At 37.0% G+C, this 15,985-nt stretch carries 19 protein-coding genes; 12 read left to right on the forward strand and 7 right to left on the reverse strand.

Annotation, left to right across the window (positions count from 1 at the left end; translation table 11 throughout):
* The first annotated feature begins 7 nt into the window (after positions 1–7).
* Positions 8–658, forward strand: coding sequence for a PspA/IM30 family protein (locus AC59HZ_RS15405; RefSeq protein ID WP_496546685.1), 651 nt, complete (start codon positions 8–10; stop codon positions 656–658).
* 322 nt (positions 659–980) lie between these two features.
* Here AC59HZ_RS15405 and AC59HZ_RS15410 read toward each other — a convergent pair whose 3' ends face one another.
* Positions 981–1,514, reverse strand: a complete 534-nt coding sequence (locus AC59HZ_RS15410) for a GNAT family N-acetyltransferase (protein ID WP_496546686.1) — start codon at positions 1,512–1,514, stop codon at positions 981–983.
* A gap of 28 nt (positions 1,515–1,542) precedes the next feature.
* Positions 1,543–2,322: a Cof-type HAD-IIB family hydrolase gene (locus AC59HZ_RS15415; protein ID WP_496546687.1), complete on the reverse strand. Its 780-nt coding sequence runs from the start codon at positions 2,320–2,322 to the stop codon at positions 1,543–1,545.
* A gap of 248 nt (positions 2,323–2,570) precedes the next feature.
* Between AC59HZ_RS15415 and AC59HZ_RS15420 the strand changes: the two genes are divergently transcribed.
* Positions 2,571–3,302, forward strand: a complete 732-nt coding sequence (locus AC59HZ_RS15420; protein ID WP_496546688.1) for a gamma-glutamyl-gamma-aminobutyrate hydrolase family protein — start codon at positions 2,571–2,573, stop codon at positions 3,300–3,302.
* A gap of 161 nt (positions 3,303–3,463) precedes the next feature.
* On the opposite strand, the gene AC59HZ_RS15425 is transcribed toward AC59HZ_RS15420, so the two are convergent.
* Positions 3,464–4,036: a hypothetical protein gene (locus tag AC59HZ_RS15425; RefSeq protein WP_496546689.1), complete on the reverse strand. Its 573-nt coding sequence runs from the start codon at positions 4,034–4,036 to the stop codon at positions 3,464–3,466.
* A 243-nt stretch (positions 4,037–4,279) separates the two neighbouring features.
* Here AC59HZ_RS15425 and AC59HZ_RS15430 point away from each other — a divergent pair, with 243 nt between their 5' ends.
* The gene (locus tag AC59HZ_RS15430) at positions 4,280–6,070 is read left to right on the forward strand and encodes a S9 family peptidase (protein ID WP_496546690.1); all 1,791 of its coding nucleotides are present in this window, start codon (positions 4,280–4,282) and stop codon (positions 6,068–6,070) included.
* Positions 6,071–6,118: 48 nt separating this feature from the next.
* Here the strand turns inward: AC59HZ_RS15430 and AC59HZ_RS15435 are convergent, their stop codons facing one another.
* Positions 6,119–6,874, reverse strand: a complete 756-nt coding sequence (locus tag AC59HZ_RS15435; RefSeq protein ID WP_496546691.1) for a YoaK family protein — start codon at positions 6,872–6,874, stop codon at positions 6,119–6,121.
* A gap of 65 nt (positions 6,875–6,939) precedes the next feature.
* Positions 6,940–7,086, reverse strand: coding sequence for a hypothetical protein (locus tag AC59HZ_RS15440; protein WP_496546692.1), 147 nt, complete (start codon positions 7,084–7,086; stop codon positions 6,940–6,942).
* A gap of 327 nt (positions 7,087–7,413) precedes the next feature.
* Between AC59HZ_RS15440 and AC59HZ_RS15445 the strand changes: the two genes are divergently transcribed.
* From AC59HZ_RS15445 to AC59HZ_RS15475, 7 genes are all read left to right on the forward strand, one after another.
* Complete coding sequence (locus AC59HZ_RS15445) at positions 7,414–8,637, forward strand: MFS transporter (RefSeq protein ID WP_496546693.1); 1,224 nt, start codon at positions 7,414–7,416, stop codon at positions 8,635–8,637.
* Between the two features lie 885 nt (positions 8,638–9,522).
* On the forward strand, positions 9,523–9,669 hold the full coding sequence (locus AC59HZ_RS15450) for a hypothetical protein (protein ID WP_496546694.1): 147 nt from the start codon (positions 9,523–9,525) through the stop codon (positions 9,667–9,669).
* Between the two features lie 53 nt (positions 9,670–9,722).
* Positions 9,723–10,712: a helix-turn-helix transcriptional regulator gene (locus AC59HZ_RS15455; protein WP_496546695.1), complete on the forward strand. Its 990-nt coding sequence runs from the start codon at positions 9,723–9,725 to the stop codon at positions 10,710–10,712.
* An 82-nt stretch (positions 10,713–10,794) separates the two neighbouring features.
* Positions 10,795–11,229: a hypothetical protein gene (locus AC59HZ_RS15460; RefSeq protein ID WP_496546696.1), complete on the forward strand. Its 435-nt coding sequence runs from the start codon at positions 10,795–10,797 to the stop codon at positions 11,227–11,229.
* 3 nt (positions 11,230–11,232) lie between these two features.
* On the forward strand, positions 11,233–11,448 hold the full coding sequence (locus AC59HZ_RS15465; RefSeq protein ID WP_496546697.1) for a hypothetical protein: 216 nt from the start codon (positions 11,233–11,235) through the stop codon (positions 11,446–11,448).
* A gap of 156 nt (positions 11,449–11,604) precedes the next feature.
* On the forward strand, positions 11,605–11,907 hold the full coding sequence (locus tag AC59HZ_RS15470; RefSeq protein WP_430062860.1) for an MTH1187 family thiamine-binding protein: 303 nt from the start codon (positions 11,605–11,607) through the stop codon (positions 11,905–11,907).
* Positions 11,908–12,042: 135 nt separating this feature from the next.
* A complete protein-coding gene (locus AC59HZ_RS15475; protein ID WP_496546698.1) occupies positions 12,043–12,531 on the forward strand; it encodes a GNAT family N-acetyltransferase in 489 nt (162 codons plus the stop codon).
* Positions 12,532–12,635: 104 nt separating this feature from the next.
* On the opposite strand, the gene AC59HZ_RS15480 is transcribed toward AC59HZ_RS15475, so the two are convergent.
* A complete protein-coding gene (locus tag AC59HZ_RS15480; protein WP_496546699.1) occupies positions 12,636–12,884 on the reverse strand; it encodes an ABC transporter in 249 nt (82 codons plus the stop codon).
* 391 nt (positions 12,885–13,275) lie between these two features.
* On the opposite strand from AC59HZ_RS15480, the gene sstT reads away from it, so the two are divergent.
* A complete protein-coding gene (gene sstT, locus AC59HZ_RS15485; RefSeq protein ID WP_496546700.1) occupies positions 13,276–14,514 on the forward strand; it encodes a serine/threonine transporter SstT in 1,239 nt (412 codons plus the stop codon).
* Positions 14,515–14,554: 40 nt separating this feature from the next.
* Here sstT and AC59HZ_RS15490 read toward each other — a convergent pair whose 3' ends face one another.
* A complete protein-coding gene (locus tag AC59HZ_RS15490; protein WP_430062867.1) occupies positions 14,555–14,761 on the reverse strand; it encodes a hypothetical protein in 207 nt (68 codons plus the stop codon).
* A 208-nt stretch (positions 14,762–14,969) separates the two neighbouring features.
* Here AC59HZ_RS15490 and AC59HZ_RS15495 point away from each other — a divergent pair, with 208 nt between their 5' ends.
* Positions 14,970–15,920 (forward strand): ribose-phosphate diphosphokinase, encoded by a 951-nt coding sequence (locus tag AC59HZ_RS15495; RefSeq protein ID WP_430062870.1) that lies wholly within the window; start codon positions 14,970–14,972, stop codon positions 15,918–15,920.
* The last annotated feature ends 65 nt before the right edge of the window (positions 15,921–15,985 follow it).

Raw genomic sequence — 15,985 nt, forward strand, 5'->3', positions numbered from 1 at the left:
AATAAACATGTCAAACTTATTTACAAAAATAAAAGATATCATTGTTGCTGATTTGAACGAAACTCTTCACCAAAAGGAATCACAAAATCCAATAAGTAAACTCAATCAATACCTACGCCAATGTGAGCAGGAAACAGAAAAAGTGGGAAAGCTTGTAGAACGACAAGTTCGTTTGAAGGATGAATTTTTGAAAGAGTATAATTTGGCAGCAGAGTTGGCTGAAAAAAGGAAGCACCAAGCGGAAATCGCATCAAATGCGGGGGAGACAGAGCTATATCAATTTGCCGCAGCAGAGCATCAGCAATTTGTCGAGCGTGCCCACCGTTTAAGCGCTTCACTTGCACAAGCGAATGAGCAATTGAGTGAATTAAAAAGAAAATACGAAGAAATGAAGCATAAGTTAAAGGATATGAATCTTCGCAGAATGGAATTAATGGGCCGAGAAAATGTAACGCGCGCCAATATTGGTATGAATCAGGTCTTTGATGCAAATTCTTCTCAAAGCCATTCCTATTCAAAATTCAAGGACATTGAAAACTATCTTGACCGTTTAGAACATAAGATTAAAGGAGCCTTTAATCAAAGCAGTATAGATGATCGGATTGCACATTTGGAAAAAGAAATGGATCATAAATCTTTGAACCTTACAAAAGAATAAAAGAGGAAAAAAGAAGCTGAATCTCAAAGCGGTTTGGCTTCTTTTTGTACGAAAAAAATTTTCTTGAAAAGAATGATTCAAGACGATTTAGCATAGTGTGGGGTAAACGATTTTTTAAGGGGCTGGCTGTTTTGAAACGAAATAATAATATGCCTCTGATCATTTTTTTATCTATTTCTTTGTTCATATATCTTGTTGGTTATGCCATTCGCCACACGACTATTTACATCGTTTTTAGGTCAGGAGTTGGTCCTTTATTCTTAATTGCATTTATCATTCTAATTATTGTTGTTCTATATTTAAAAGGGCCTAGAGGAAAACTCTAAGCCCTTTTTTTACGTAAAACTGTGATAAAACCATCCAATATTTCATGACTAACGGAAAAGCCTTTTCGATTGTAGAAATCTAAAGCATCATCATTGCCATTTGAGACATAGATAAAATAATCTTCGACATCCTCAAATTGCTGCAGCCATTCCATGGACATATTAAAAAGTTTGGAACCAACGCCGTATTGTCGGTATTCTTCTTTAATATAAAATTGGGATAAACAACCGACATTTTTTTTACTTACAGTTGAAAGATCAAAAAAAGTGGCGAAACCATTCGAATATGCTTCTTTTGGAGAGATATTTGAATAGACATAACCTACGATTTTATCTTCATCTTTAACGACCACTATATAGTTTTGAAGCGCACTTTTTATTGAAGGAATCATCCGAGTTTCAAAACTCATTGTGTCAAACAATTCCGGTTTTATGTATGCTTTCGACTTTTGAAAGGTCATTAGCTCATTGCATAAATCCCGGCAGTAATCGATTTTTTCTTCTGGAATCACATCAAATGTTAAATTCATTTCTATCACGCCTTTAATAAACAATCGTTTAGATTAATCCAAGCCGTTCCAATCCGTAGCGGACTCCGTCTTCCTCGGAGGAAAGGGTTACCATATTGGCGGCTTGTTTTACTTCATCTCGGGCATTCCCCATCGCAACACCCATTCCTACAAGCGAAAGCATTTCAATATCATTTAATCCATCCCCAAAGGCAACCGCATCGTCAGGTGCAATGCCGATTCTCTCTAACAGCTTAGTAATGCCCACTGCTTTGTTAGAATTGGTCAAATTCACATCACAGGTTTTTGCCCCTGAACTCCATCTTCTGAAATCCAATTCCGGAATCATGGTTTGATAGTATAACTCTTCTTCTAGGTCACAATGAAGGAACAACTGATAAATATCCTGATCCATCCAAAATTGGGGCGGGGCGAGTTCCGGCACCCAAGAATCATTCATGTATGCCTCCTTGACGAATGGATGGCTTAAATCAGTAACCTTGAAGCTCTTTCCTGCTAAAAATGTCAGGGCATGTTGATTATCATGTGACAACATATGCACTTTATTTAATACTTGCTTCTCAATCGTGTTCTTGAATAATTCTTTTCCTTCATGAAAAACATACGAACCATTAAAAAAGATCAATGAGTCGACACCGGTCTCCTCCATAATCGATTCAGAAAAATAAGGGGCTCTTCCCGTAGCAATGACCACTTTCATATTTTTCTCTTTTAACCGCTGGATTGCATCCTTAGTGGCATTGCTAAGAGTTTTTCCGTGTGGAAGGATTGTACCGTCTATATCAAAGATGACAACTTTATAATTCAAAAAATCACACTCCTAGGATGCTGATTTTATCTTGTTATGCAAAATTACCTTTAGGACATTATAACATGTTTAATATAAAAAGCTTATCAGAGTAATACACACTAACCATTTCAAGTAAAGTGTAATTTTCAATATAAACTTTTTTGAAAAAGTGTTTTTATTAAGTTAGTATCGAGCTTGATAATGGTAAAATAAAAAAAGATTTATTAATAGAGTTAGGGTAAGAACAATATAAGGGGGAAATTACGATGAAAAAGAAGCCTATTATAGGCATAACCGGCGCCTATGTGAACCATAACGATTACATGGAAGGCGTATATGTCCATCATGATTATCATAAAAGTGTTGCCGCCAATGGCGGAATCCCGATTATCCTGCCATTTCTTAATCCTGAAATAGCTTTAGAAACAATTGGATTATGCGACGGTATAATCCTAAGTGGGGGAGAGGACGTTGATCCACAATTTTATGGTCAAGATCCCCATCCAGAATTAGGACCAACCATACCGGAGCGGGATTTGGCTGAGATGGCCATTGTACAGCATGCAATCCAGAATAATATTCCAATTTTGGCGATTTGCAGAGGAGTGCAAATATTAAATGTGGCCCTTGGCGGTACATTAATTCAGGATATCCCTAGTCAAGTTAATAAACCAATCCAGCACTCGCAGAAAATAGACCGAAGCCGTGATACTCATTGGATAACTATCTCAAAAGTTAGTAAGCTATTTGAGATTTTGGATACTGATATTGTCAGAGTCAACAGTCTTCACCATCAGGCGATTGATAAGGTGGCCAGTGATTTAAGCGTAGTTGCGCGGTCAGCCGATGGTATCGTTGAAGCAGTTGAGTATATTCATTCAACAACATTTACAATGGGTGTTCAATGGCATCCAGAATCAATGGCAAGTACAAACCCAGTGATGAACAATTTGTTTGTTGAATTTATTAAAAGCTGTATGAAGGTTCCGGCGTTATAAATGAGCGTTTCTATGGGACATAATGATTTAGCATAATTTTAATAGTGTTAAAGCCGGAGGCATAGTGCATCTGGCTTTTTTAATGAGCTATTTTTGGCTACCAGTATTTCTCATGATTCAACTAATAATTTTATTCTTGTCTTTTCGGAGTAAACCATTTATTAAAATGGTCTCTGAGGAATAATTTGGTTCATCGAAAAAGGTGGTAAAGGGTGATTTGGAACAAATTGTTTGCTAAATATCGTATTTCCTTCTTGTGGAACACCATCGTCACTTAAACCAAAACTACTATAAATAAGGTTCACAGGGTTGAAAAGATAGAGACGGACTTCATAAACACTAGGATTCATTTGATTAGGAGGGAAAGCTAATATCGAAAGACGATTTTGTGCAGGGATAGTAAATATGAATGGTTCCATAATGGGTGGAAAGGTCATGGTCAAATCGTTAAATTGAATGGGGAGTTGAGAACTTCCTGTTTTACTTGCTTCAGTATCCATTTCATTTCTTACTGCTTCGCCAATTTCTGCAGGGTTAATTTGTTTACCAAATAGAAATCCAAACTTGTCAAACTCTTGAGGTGGATTGTTTGTCCAGTTCTTGATTTCAATGATTACTTTTCTTTTGTCGTTTAGGCTAATATTTAGTATCTCAACTAAAATTCCTTTCGTTTTAGGATTTAATGTGATGGGACCGCTGCTTAATACTACTATAGGCTTTTGTGAAACATCCAAAAATTAACACCTCCTATCAAATTCATTAATACATTCTACTAAGTCTATTTAAATTGTGAAACGGCTTTTAAACAGCCTGTTCAAAAATTGTTTTCATTTTTGTTTAATAACCATACCAATTAAACTAATCAATCTTATGAGGCTTTTAATAAAAAAATTGTGTATTTTTTTTATATATAAACACTTCAAAAGGGCTGTTTTCATAACTTACATGAGAGAAAAAAATTAAATAGGGGGAGGATTATGTCTGTCATAGGGATAGAACCATACATGCATGTTCGCTCAGCTAAATATCCCGAATACGATCCGACTTGTCACAAACTTAGCTTTATAGCTGACTATACGGGTATCCCGCAAGTATGGGAAATCAATCTAGGGGATGAGTGGCCGGTCCAAACTTCCTATACCAGCGAAAGAATCACGTTTGTAAGTTATGTAACAGGCACCTCAAATAAAATTATCGGAATGGATACAGGCGGAAATGAGAAGCAGCAATTGTATTTACTTGGGAACGATGGAAAACTAAAGGAGCTTACAAAATCTCCTGATCATATTCACCGTTTTGGCGGTACCTCACCTGACGGTAAATGGATTACATGGTCAAGTAATCGCCGAAATCCAACCTTTTTTGATATCTATATTCAAAGTCTTGATACATTAGAGATTCGGCTTTTATTGGCTGGAGAGGGGATCTTTTCCTCTGTTAAATGGACGCCGGATGGTAAATCACTTTTGGTCCAGAAGATAAATTCCCCATTAGATAATGATTTGGGAATACTCGACCTTTCAACCGGGGTTACGAATTGGTTAACCGAGCATAAGGGTGAAGCGAGCTTTAAAGATGCTCACTTTAATAAAGATGGAGATCATCTTTATGTATTATCAAATAAAGAAAGGGAATTTTACGGGCTTGCCCTTATCAATATAAAAACCAAACATTTCGTATGGCTCGAACGGGGGCAATGGGATTTTGAAGGATTGTCTATGGATAAAGATAAGAATATGGCAGCCTTTACAATAAATGAGGCTGGTATATCCAGAGGGATCCTTTTAGACATGAACCGAAGTTTCCTTTATACGTGGGAAACGCCAATCGGGGTTATATCCAATCTGAAGTTTTCTCCAGATAACCAAAAATTAGCCTATACGTTTAAGGGCCCGGCCTATCCTTCTGATATTTGGGAACTTGACCTAAATACCATAAAAGCGGAAAGGCTTACGTATGTTTCCCGTTCGCCAGTTCTGGATAAAAAATTAGTGGAGCCAGAGCAAATATCCTTTCGTTCTTTTGATAACCTAGAAATCCCAGCTTTTTATTATATGCCACAAAGAATTGTAGAAAAATCTCCAGTTGTCATTTATCTCCATGGCGGCCCCGAAAGCCAATCGCGTGCAGTCTATAACCCAGTCCTGCAATATTTCCTAAACCAGGGTTATGCTGTATGTACGCCTAATGTGCGGGGGAGTACAGGATATGGAAAAACCTTCACCCATTTGGATGATGTCCAAAATAGAATGGACGCAGTAAAGGATCTGATTTTTTTAGTGGAATGGCTGAAGGTGAATCGGAATATCGATGAAAAAAAAATCGGGATCATGGGTGGCAGCTATGGGGGCTTTTTGGTTCTTGCTGCTATAAGTCACCATCCAGAGATTTGGTCGGCTGGTATTGATATTGTCGGAATGTCCAGCCTTAGAACTTTCCTTGAAACTACAAGCCCTTGGCGTAAGAAACATAGGGAAATTGAATACGGGACCATAGAAAGAGACGGAGAATTTTTTGATGAAATTGATCCATTGCATCATTCGGAACGAATTTCCACCCCGCTATTAGTGATTCACGGAGAAACGGATCCCCGTGTTCACATCAAAGAATCTGAACAAATCGTTACGAAACTAAAGGATAGACAGCACCCTGTAGATTTTATTCGCTTTGATGATGAAGGCCACTCGATCGAAAAACAAAAAAATAAAACAACTGCCTATAAGGCAATGGTAACGTTTTTTGATCGATATCTTGGTGAAGGGTCCTAAAAATAATAGCGGTTCCTTATAAGGAACCGCCATTTTATATAAAAAATATCAACCCTTATTCAGCAAGGTTTTAGGATTGGAGTTTAAAACAAGCATGGCACAAATGAGGATGGCTGAGACAATCCATATCGCTTTAAATCCAAAATGAAGAGTGGATACAGCACCAATAAAGGCACCACCAATAAAAGAAATAATGATGATTGTGAAGTCAATAAATTGAATGACACTTTGCCTGTCTTGCATTACAAGTGCCGTGTAGGCTGCTTCTGCGGCTGTCCGCAAATTCCCTGTGACCATCGCTGAATTAAATTGCCATTTCACCAATGTTCGAAAAGCTGAAATTTGTACGGATGAGACGAAGGCAATCGTTACAGTGACAATCATATCTGGAACTTGGGGCGGCCAGGTTCCAACTATGACTAGGACAAGGCCCTCTAAAAAGAGAACGGAGCGGGCCGGATAGGGGAAAATTCTCATAATATGGGGGTGTTTTAGTCCCTCGGCCACAAGCACGCCGATAACAAATGCCACAATCGGAGGAAAATGCTTTAACCCCTGTTTCCATTGTCCTTGTGCCATTTCCACTCCAAACAAAACAATGTTCCCAGTTTGAGAAGTTGCAAAAACCCCGTCCCTGCTAACATACGTATAGGCATCCAAAAATCCTCCAACTAAAGCAAGTAATATACCTAAACCAATGGATTCTGGAGTGATTCGGGGCATCTTAGACATACTTATATTTACATACTTTCTCAAATAGGATAGTGCTATATTCTGTGACACGTGATCCTGAGTCTTATCCATATAACATCTCCAAAACATACTATATGCTTTTTAAAAATTGACCATAGTTAAAGCTTCCCCAAATTTTAGTTTATATTTTCTAATTCAGATGAATGAACCAATTCAATATTATAAAAACTTCCGATTTCCTTTATTTCACAGTATCCAGAATTGTATTTATAAAGAATTACATATTTCTTCCCATTATAAAGGACATGAATATTGTTCTCCATGTAAACTCCACCTTTCATCAATATTCTACTTTTCTCATCCCTAAAATATATGAAAACCATTTAAATTTTATGTAAATTTATTTGTCTTAATATCGTAAAAAGAAAATTAATGGCGTTTTTTATTGTCAAATCGGTTATTTACATGTTAGTATTAGAAAAAATAAATTCCCTTTAACTTGGTCCAGAGAGGCCAAAAAGGCGAAAGTAAACATCGTATATGATTTTTGATATATGATACCCTTTTGTCTTTTTGGACGGAAGGGTATTTTATTTTGCAAAAGTATCTTTTAATCATAGTCCAGAGAGGCTTGGAAGGAGAATGCATAAGTGAATTATCAGAAAAAAACGGTAGTAGCATCTGTAGCAGGTTTAACGCTAGAAGGAATGGATATTATGTTTATATCCTTCGCGATGTCGATGATAATTGGACAATTTCATATTGGCATGGCAACTGGCGGACTTATTTCTTCTATTACGAATTTAGGAATGCTTTTTGGAGGAATGATTTTCGGAATCCTTGCCGATAAGTTTGGTAGAGTAAAAGTTTTCACTTATACAATAATATTGTTTGCCATTGGAACGGCCTTAACCGGTTTAGCGGCCAACGTTGAACAAGTATACATTTTTAGGTTTATAGCTGGCCTAGGTGCCGGAGGGGAATATGGAATCGGGATGACGCTGGTGGCAGAAGCATGGCCAAAGAATAAACAAGGACGCGCCTCATCTTATGTTAGTGTAGGTGCTCAATTTGGTGTCATCCTTGCGGCTCTACTAAGTGCAATTATCCTTCCTGTGTGGGGATGGAGAGGATTGTTTTTCATTGGAGTAATTCCAGTTATCTTTGCCTTTATCGTACGTAAGAATTTAGATGAATCACCAGAATGGCTGGAATCAAAAAAAGTGAAACAGAATATTGATAAGCAAGGAAAGTTGAAGCAATTATTTGCGAATCGAAGAACTGCAACAACCACCATTGCCCTAGCCATCATGGCAACAGTGCAAATTGCAGGTTATAATGGTTTGATGATCTGGCTGCCATCGATGCTGCAGCAATCACAAGGTTTATCCGTTTCTGGTTCGGCTCTATGGACCATCAGCACGGCTGTTGGAATGATAATAGGAATGTTAACCTTTGGACAATTTATGGATCGTCTAGGTATGAAGCGGACATATGGAATCTTCCTACTGGCGTCAGCAGTGGCTGTATTTTTCTATTCGTATGCGTCTGGCAGTACAGGAGTGTTAATTGGGGGTGCCATAGTGGGATTTTTCTCAAATGGAATGTTTGCCGGCTATGGTGCACTAATCAGTTATTATTATCCAATTGAAATTCGCAGCACAGCCACGAATACGATTTTTAACTTTGGCAGAGCGCTGGGTGGATTATCTCCCATTTTAGTAGGATTCATATTAGAGCATGCGAATGTAACCACCGCCATGAGCTATCTTGCCGTCCTTTATTGTATTTCGTTTATGGCAATGTTAAGTTTGAAAAAAAGTCAGGCGGAGCGAAAGTCGAAAGCCGTGAATAAGCTTTCTGAAGCTATATAATTCTCCTAAAGCCATTACCTCTTTTACCTGAGGTAATGGTTTTTTTAATTGGATGTTTTAAGTGAACTAGACTATGGGATTTCCATGTAATTTCCGGTAAATGTCGAAAGTTTATTAAAATAGGTAGTAAGTATCCGAAAATACGTAATAAGTGCCAGAAAATGTGTAACAAGTATGAAAAAAACCTCCACATATCAAAACGGGGAGGTTACTTCATTTTCTTTTCCAATGGTCAAAACTATTGGATATAGGTCTTTCGCGGTGAATTTTTTTATAATCTCAGTGTTTTCAATGGATGTAAGCGCATACATTTATAGTAAGCACTTGGAGGTGATACATTTGATTCACATTTATGGAAAAGATTATATCAAGTATTTAAACGATGAAAGTTCTGGCAGAATCACTTTTGATCAATGGAAAAATAAGAACGGAAACCAGGACACGGATAAGTGTCATTACTGTGGTAAGACTAAAAACCACTTTCAGCCATGTCCGAAATGCAAATTTTAGGCAGCTTAAGGGCTTTTTTTGGAATAAATTATCCAATTTAATATCATAATAATTGTACTTCCTCCTTATTTTTTATAGTACTGATTGAAGTAGTTCCTGACTACTTCTTTTTTTTTGACAAAAATTCAATTTTAGATTAGTACTTAGGTATTAAATATAGGTACTAATTGCAAGTTAAACTCTGAGACATATTGAAAAATTTAATGGAAAAACTTAGAATATAAATTGGGATAAAAGAAATAACGCTTTTATCTTAAATAAGAGGATGATTTTCTTGAGAAACAAACAAATTGAGCTAAACACAAGCCAGGATGAGATTTAACCTCATCTTGGCTTTTTAATAGATAAATTTGGTAAAGGAACTGATAGAGAGAGATGAACAGTCCTGTTGAAAAAATAAAGACGGAAAAGAGACAACTATTAATAGAGTATGGGCATCATGGATATCCAAGCAAATTATCGAAAACCATAACGGCTGCGTCCATTTTTGGAGCGATGAAAAGGGGACTATTATTGAAATAATTATTCCTATTAAAATGGACAAATAGAAAAATATTTTTACCGGAGGATTTCCTATGGCGGATGTTCCAAATACAACAAAGATACTGGCACTTAAAAAAATTCTGTTAGAAGAGTCAGACGAAGAACACAAATTATCAATGGTGGATTTAATCGATAAACTGCAGCTTGCTATAGACGCTATTGATCCAATTGATAAAAAAAGGATAAAACGATATATCGAATCATTAAATGAGAGCGGTTTTGAAATTCTCCAAGAAGGGGGAAAGTACGGAAAAATTGTTTATAGTCATCAATCCAGACTTTTCGAAACATATGAGCTTAGAATGCTGGTTGATGCGATTCTTTCGGCCAGTTTTGTAACAGAGGAGCAGGCTAAAAATATGATTAACAAACTAAACCAGCTTACGAGTAAGCATATCGCCAAAACATTGCCAAGCCCGATCAAGTACAACAAATCCATGAATCATATTTATCATTTAACAAAAGTGTATATTGATAAAATCCATCAAGCTATTGATGAAAAAAGAGTGATTACATTTAAATATGGAAAATTTAATATGGACCGTACGTTTGAGCTAAATCGAAATGGGCAGGAGTATACTTATCTCCCATATGGCCTCATATGGGACAAAGGCTTCTATTACATGATTGGCCAAAAGGATAATAAGGAAGGATTAAGTAATTATCGCGTCGATAAAATGAGAGATGTTGAAGTAAATGATCAGCGCTTCAAAAGTAAGGACTATAATATCGACGAATACTTGCATATCAATTTTCATATGTTCTCCGGGCAGGGGGAATGGGTCGTGATTGAGTTTAGAGATAAAGGTCTTATCAACCCAATAATTGATAAATTCGGGTTGGAAGCGGATATTAAGAAAGTTGACGATGATACCTTTATTCTAAAAACCAAAGCCATTGTTGGCGAAGGTTTTTACAATTGGCTCCGCGGCTGGGGCAGCAAAGCCAAAATCCTATCCCCACCGTCAATAGTTCAGAAGATGAAAGATGAAGTTGAGAAAATGAATCAATTATATTCGTAAGGGTGTGCCGTTTTTGGTGCATCCTTTTTTATATAATTCAGTTTGTAGGAAATTTGATAACAAAATACAAGGGGGATTTACAGTGAAAAAGTATTTAAAAATTACAGGTATGATCCTTGGTGCGTTTGTCTTAATCTTTATTGGAGCAGGAATTGGTTCAAGCGGAGCAGAGACAACGGTTCATGATAAGAAAATGGATATCACGGCATTGGATAAAGAAATTAGCAAGTTAAAGAAGGTAAGCTCATCCTTAAAAAAAGATAGGGATGAAGCGAAAGCCATCATCGATAAAAAGGATTCAGCACAAAATGAACTTGCAGATTCAGAAGCGAAGCTGAAGGATATTAAAGGCACATTAGATAAGGAATTAGCAGATGGTCGAAAAGATATTGAGGCCAAGCTGGTGGAAGCAAAAAAAGGACTATCAGATGCAGAGGAACAACTTAAAGATACTCAAGCAAAGTTAGCATCTGCAACAGGTCAGCTGCAAAAAGCAGAAGGGGCCCCAAAAAAATAATATGTGGTAGGCAAGGATATCCCTGCAGGCAGATATGTAGCACATGCATTAGGAAGCGGCTCTAACTTCTTTGTATATGACGGGGACAGTGTTTCAGCCAAAGTTAATACAATTCTTGGCAGTGCAGGAGGAATTGGCACTGGTGATTATACATTCTTTTGTGACGAAGGAGACATTATCGAAACTCACGAATCTGTACAATTAACACCGGTTAAATAATGGCTGGTGAATGGTATTTTTAAAATATAGGTTAGCTGAATATGGATCCAGCTAACCTATTAAGGGGTACGGTACTGGAGTTCATGGAAAAGTAGTGGTAGGATATCTTTGACAGCAGACAAATAGAAATTACCCTTAACGCAGGAGGAAAAAAATATGGCTATTATTGATATTACCGTGATTCCAGTTGGGACCGGATCACCAAGTGTTAGTGAGTATGTAGCTGAAATTCAAAGAGTTCTTCATCAGTATGAGGGAAGAGTAAAGTATCAATTAACCCCGATGAGTACTTTAATAGAAGGAGATATAAAATTATTACTTGAAGTCGTTCAAGAAATTCATGAAGTTCCATTTCAGAAAGGCTTGCAAAGAGTGTGTACCAATATCCGAATTGATGATCGCCGTGACAAAGAAAATACAATGGAACGGAAGCTTCAATCAGTACAAGCAAAATTATAAGCAAAAAGGGAGAAGAGGTTATTCTTTTTTAAAGAATGCCTCTTTTTTTGTTTTTATGGTCGAAAACACATGATATTATGTATGAGAGGAATTTAATATATAAAATTATTAATCTATTTTGGAGGCATGTATTCAATGTTGCATATACGAAATGTAAAAACAGAAGATTTACCTGAAATTATTATCATTGAACAACTGTGCTTTCCAAAAGAAGAGGCTGCCACAAAAGAAGCGTTTCAAAAGCGTATTCATACCATTCCGGATAGTTTCTTTGTTGCTGAAAAAGATGGTTTTATTGTAGGTTTTGTCAATGGTCCTGTCATCGAAACACCATTCATAACAGATGACTTATTTAGTGAAATTAAGGCAAATCCACCGTCTGGCGGTCATCAAACTGTTTTAGGAATAGCAGTTACTCCACATTTTCAAACACGTGGTGTGGCAGCAGCGTTACTTTCGAAAATTGAAGAAGAAGCACGAGCAAACAAACGTAAAACAATTACACTCACCTGTAAAGAAGACCTAATTGGCTTCTATGAAAAATATGGATATATTAACATGGGTGTATCTAGATCGGAACATGGTGGTGTAATATGGTATAATATGGTTAAAAAATTAGAGTAAGCCAAAAAAAGCTGTAATGACAGCTTTTTTTATTTTAAGGAACAGTCTCTAAGAAGAGACTGTCAGCACACAAGGATTGAGCCAGGACTATTGTTATTCATTAGTTATTTGCAACAGCGCCAGGCTTTTTTAAATATGCATAAACCAAAGAAGAGAAAGGCAAGGAATCCAATTAAAGCAATTAGGATGTTTAAGATATTACCTAGTACTCCTCCAAGACCTATTAGTCCACATAAATCACTAATGAACCCCAATAATGCAAGTAGCAGCCATGCCACTCCTGTTAAAAATCCAAGAAATATTCCAAAAATATTGCAGTGACAATGACCATTACAATGACAATGATGACCCATGAAATTCACCCCCTGTCAATGGTTGTTCAACATTAGGATATGCATAGACTTGAAAGCTTGTTTATAAAATGCATGAAAAGAGGCTCAGTTTAGGACACTAATAAATCGAGTAGATTCCATAGAAGTAGGCAATTGGCTTTCAAGTGTTCCAACCTGCATACAATAATTAGAAAATGTCTGGCGGTTTCTCCTTAAATAATTTTAACACTATTGTAATATATCAAAATATTCATTATAATAATATTTGTTCATAATTCTTTTAATTCTACGAGAACATATTTATTTTTCAAATGAAAATTATGAATCTCTAAAAACCACACATAAGAGATTCGAAAGAGAAAATTTAACGATAGGGAAATGGTGAAATTTATATAAATGGGGGAGAATTTTAATGAAAAATCTATTGATAAAGTGGAATCGAATTAGCCTGGTAAAACAAATCATTGTTGGTTTAATTATAGGCATTATCTTTGCTGTAGCAATTCCACAAGTAGCCAAGCCTTTAGTCATTTTAGGCTCTTTGTTTGTTGGGGCATTAAAAGGAATAGCACCTATTTTAGTACTTTTCTTGGTTATGTCGGCAATCGCTCAACATAAAAGAGGTCAGCAAACGAATATGAAGTCCATCATTTTCCTTTACCTTTTAGGAACGTTTTTAGCGGGACTTTTTGCTGTTATTGTAAGCTTTATATTTCCTGTAGGCTTAACACTAGCAAAGGGCGCTGAAGATGTAACGGCTCCTGGCGGTGTTGTAGAGGTTCTCAAAACATTGCTATTGAATGTTGTTGATAACCCGGTAAAAGCTATTTATAATGCCAACTATATTGGTATTTTAGCATGGGCTGTTGTCCTTGGAGTGGCTTTGAAAAATGCTCCTGATTCTACAAAAACAATGATTTCTAATTTTTCAGATGCGGTATCTAAAGTAGTTACGTGGGTAATTAAGCTCGCCCCATTTGGAATCATGGGCCTTGTCATTGAGTCTATTTCCACTAATGGACTTGACTCTTTACTAAGCTATGGAAAATTACTTGCTATTTTGATTGGTTGTATGTTCTTTGTGGCACTGGTAGTCAATCCAATCATTGTGTTCGCGGCAATACGTCAGAACCCATATCCGATTGTTTTTAAGTGCTTAAAAGAAAGCGGAATTACAGCCTTCTTTACACGCAGCTCGGCTGCAAACATTCCTGTTAATATGAAATTATGTGAAAATCTTGATTTAGATAAGGATACGTATTCTGTATCTATTCCTTTAGGTGCCACCATTAATATGGCTGGTGCAGCAGTTACGATTTCTGTTTTGACACTTGCAGCGGTTCATACTCTTGGTATTCACGTGGATATTCCTACGGCTATTATCCTCAGCGTACTGTCTGCGGTGTGTGCTTGCGGTGCTTCTGGGGTTGCAGGCGGTTCTTTATTACTGATTCCTTTAGCCTGCAGCTTATTCGGAATTCCAGCTGATGTGGCTATGCAGGTTGTTGGAGTAGGCTTTATCATCGGAGTTTTACAAGACTCTTTTGAAACGGCACTAAACTCATCTACAGACGTACTTTTCACAGCAACTGCTGATTATAGGAAGCAGCTTAAGGAAGGTAAAAAAATAGACATTAAAAAAGTAGCATAACTTTAGAAAGCCCTCTATCTAAGATTAGAGGGCTTTCTAATTACTTTTCAATAACCTCAACCGACGAAATGTGCGTTGGGTTTATTACGATTTTTTCTTCACCATCCAAGTATACAAGCGTATTATTCAAAATTCTTGAACCATTTGGGGAATCAGTATAAAAGGAAGCGGTAAAGTCATTTAATGAAAAATCCTTCTCGTTAATTACATATTCTTTTCCACTATCCATCACTACTTTTATTTTCAACTCTCCCCACTCCTCACAAAACGTTGTTACTTTTCAGAATTCTACAACAATAAGCGAATATCCTCTTTGAAATTGAATAATTTTTGTGTTTTCATTAATTAAAAAAAATGGCAGAGTTAAAGGGGTGTCGCTTAGGCCTTCATTCATGTAAAATAGAAAAATGGACAGGATTAAATAATGATAAATAACGAAGCATGGAGGATTTAAGGTGTCTTATCAACTTAAACAGAGTTTTAAAATGTTTTCATTGAATTCAAATCGTGAATTGGCGAGCGAGATGGCGCAACTTTTGGGTTGTGAGCTGGGGAAATGCTCCGTAAAACGATTTGCTGATGGAGAAATCCAAATAAGCATCGAGGAAAGTGTGCGAGGAAGTGACGTGTTTCTTGTGCAATCCACTTCCGAGCCTAATAATGAGCATATTATGGAGCTGCTTATCATGATTGATGCCTTGAAAAGAGCTTCGACCCGAACCATTAACGTTGTTATGCCTTACTATAGCTATGCACGTCAGGACCGAAAAGCGAGATCGCGCGAGCCGATTACCGCGAAATTAATTGCCAATCTTTTAGAAACTGCTGGAGCGAAGAGGGTCATTACCTTAGACTTTCATGCTGTGCAAACTCAAGGCTTTTTTGATATCCCGGTTGAACATCTAACAGGTATTCCAATCCTTACCGAGTATATTGAGAAAAAAGAATTAGATGATATCGTCATTGTAGCCCCGCATAATGGCGGTGTAGTAAGAGCGAGAAAAATGGCGACGCTATTAAATGTTCCGCTTGCCTTAATTGATCGGAGACGGCCAGAACATAACGTGTCCGAAATCATGAACATTATTGGGAATATCGACGGGAAAAATGCGATTATTATTGATGATTTAATTGATACTGCCGGAACCATTACCTCAGGTGCTAAAGCTTTAATGGAGAAGGGTGCAAAAGCGGTCTATGCTTGCTGCACTCACCCTGTATTCTCCGGGCCGGCTATTGAGAGAATTGAAAATTCACCTATTAAAGAATTAGTGGTAACAAATACGATTGCACTCCCAGAAGAAAAAAGAATTAGTAAAATTACTGCTTTATCCGTTGCGCCATTGCTGGTAGAAGCGATTGACCGTGTTCACAATGAAAAAGCAGTCACCCCTTTATTCGAATAAGTTTTATAAGCATTCTGTTTTTAGAGCGGTGCCTTTTAGGTGACCGCTCTATTTTTCTTTAAAAT

The organism is Neobacillus sp. DZ-9 (genome assembly GCF_059587065.1).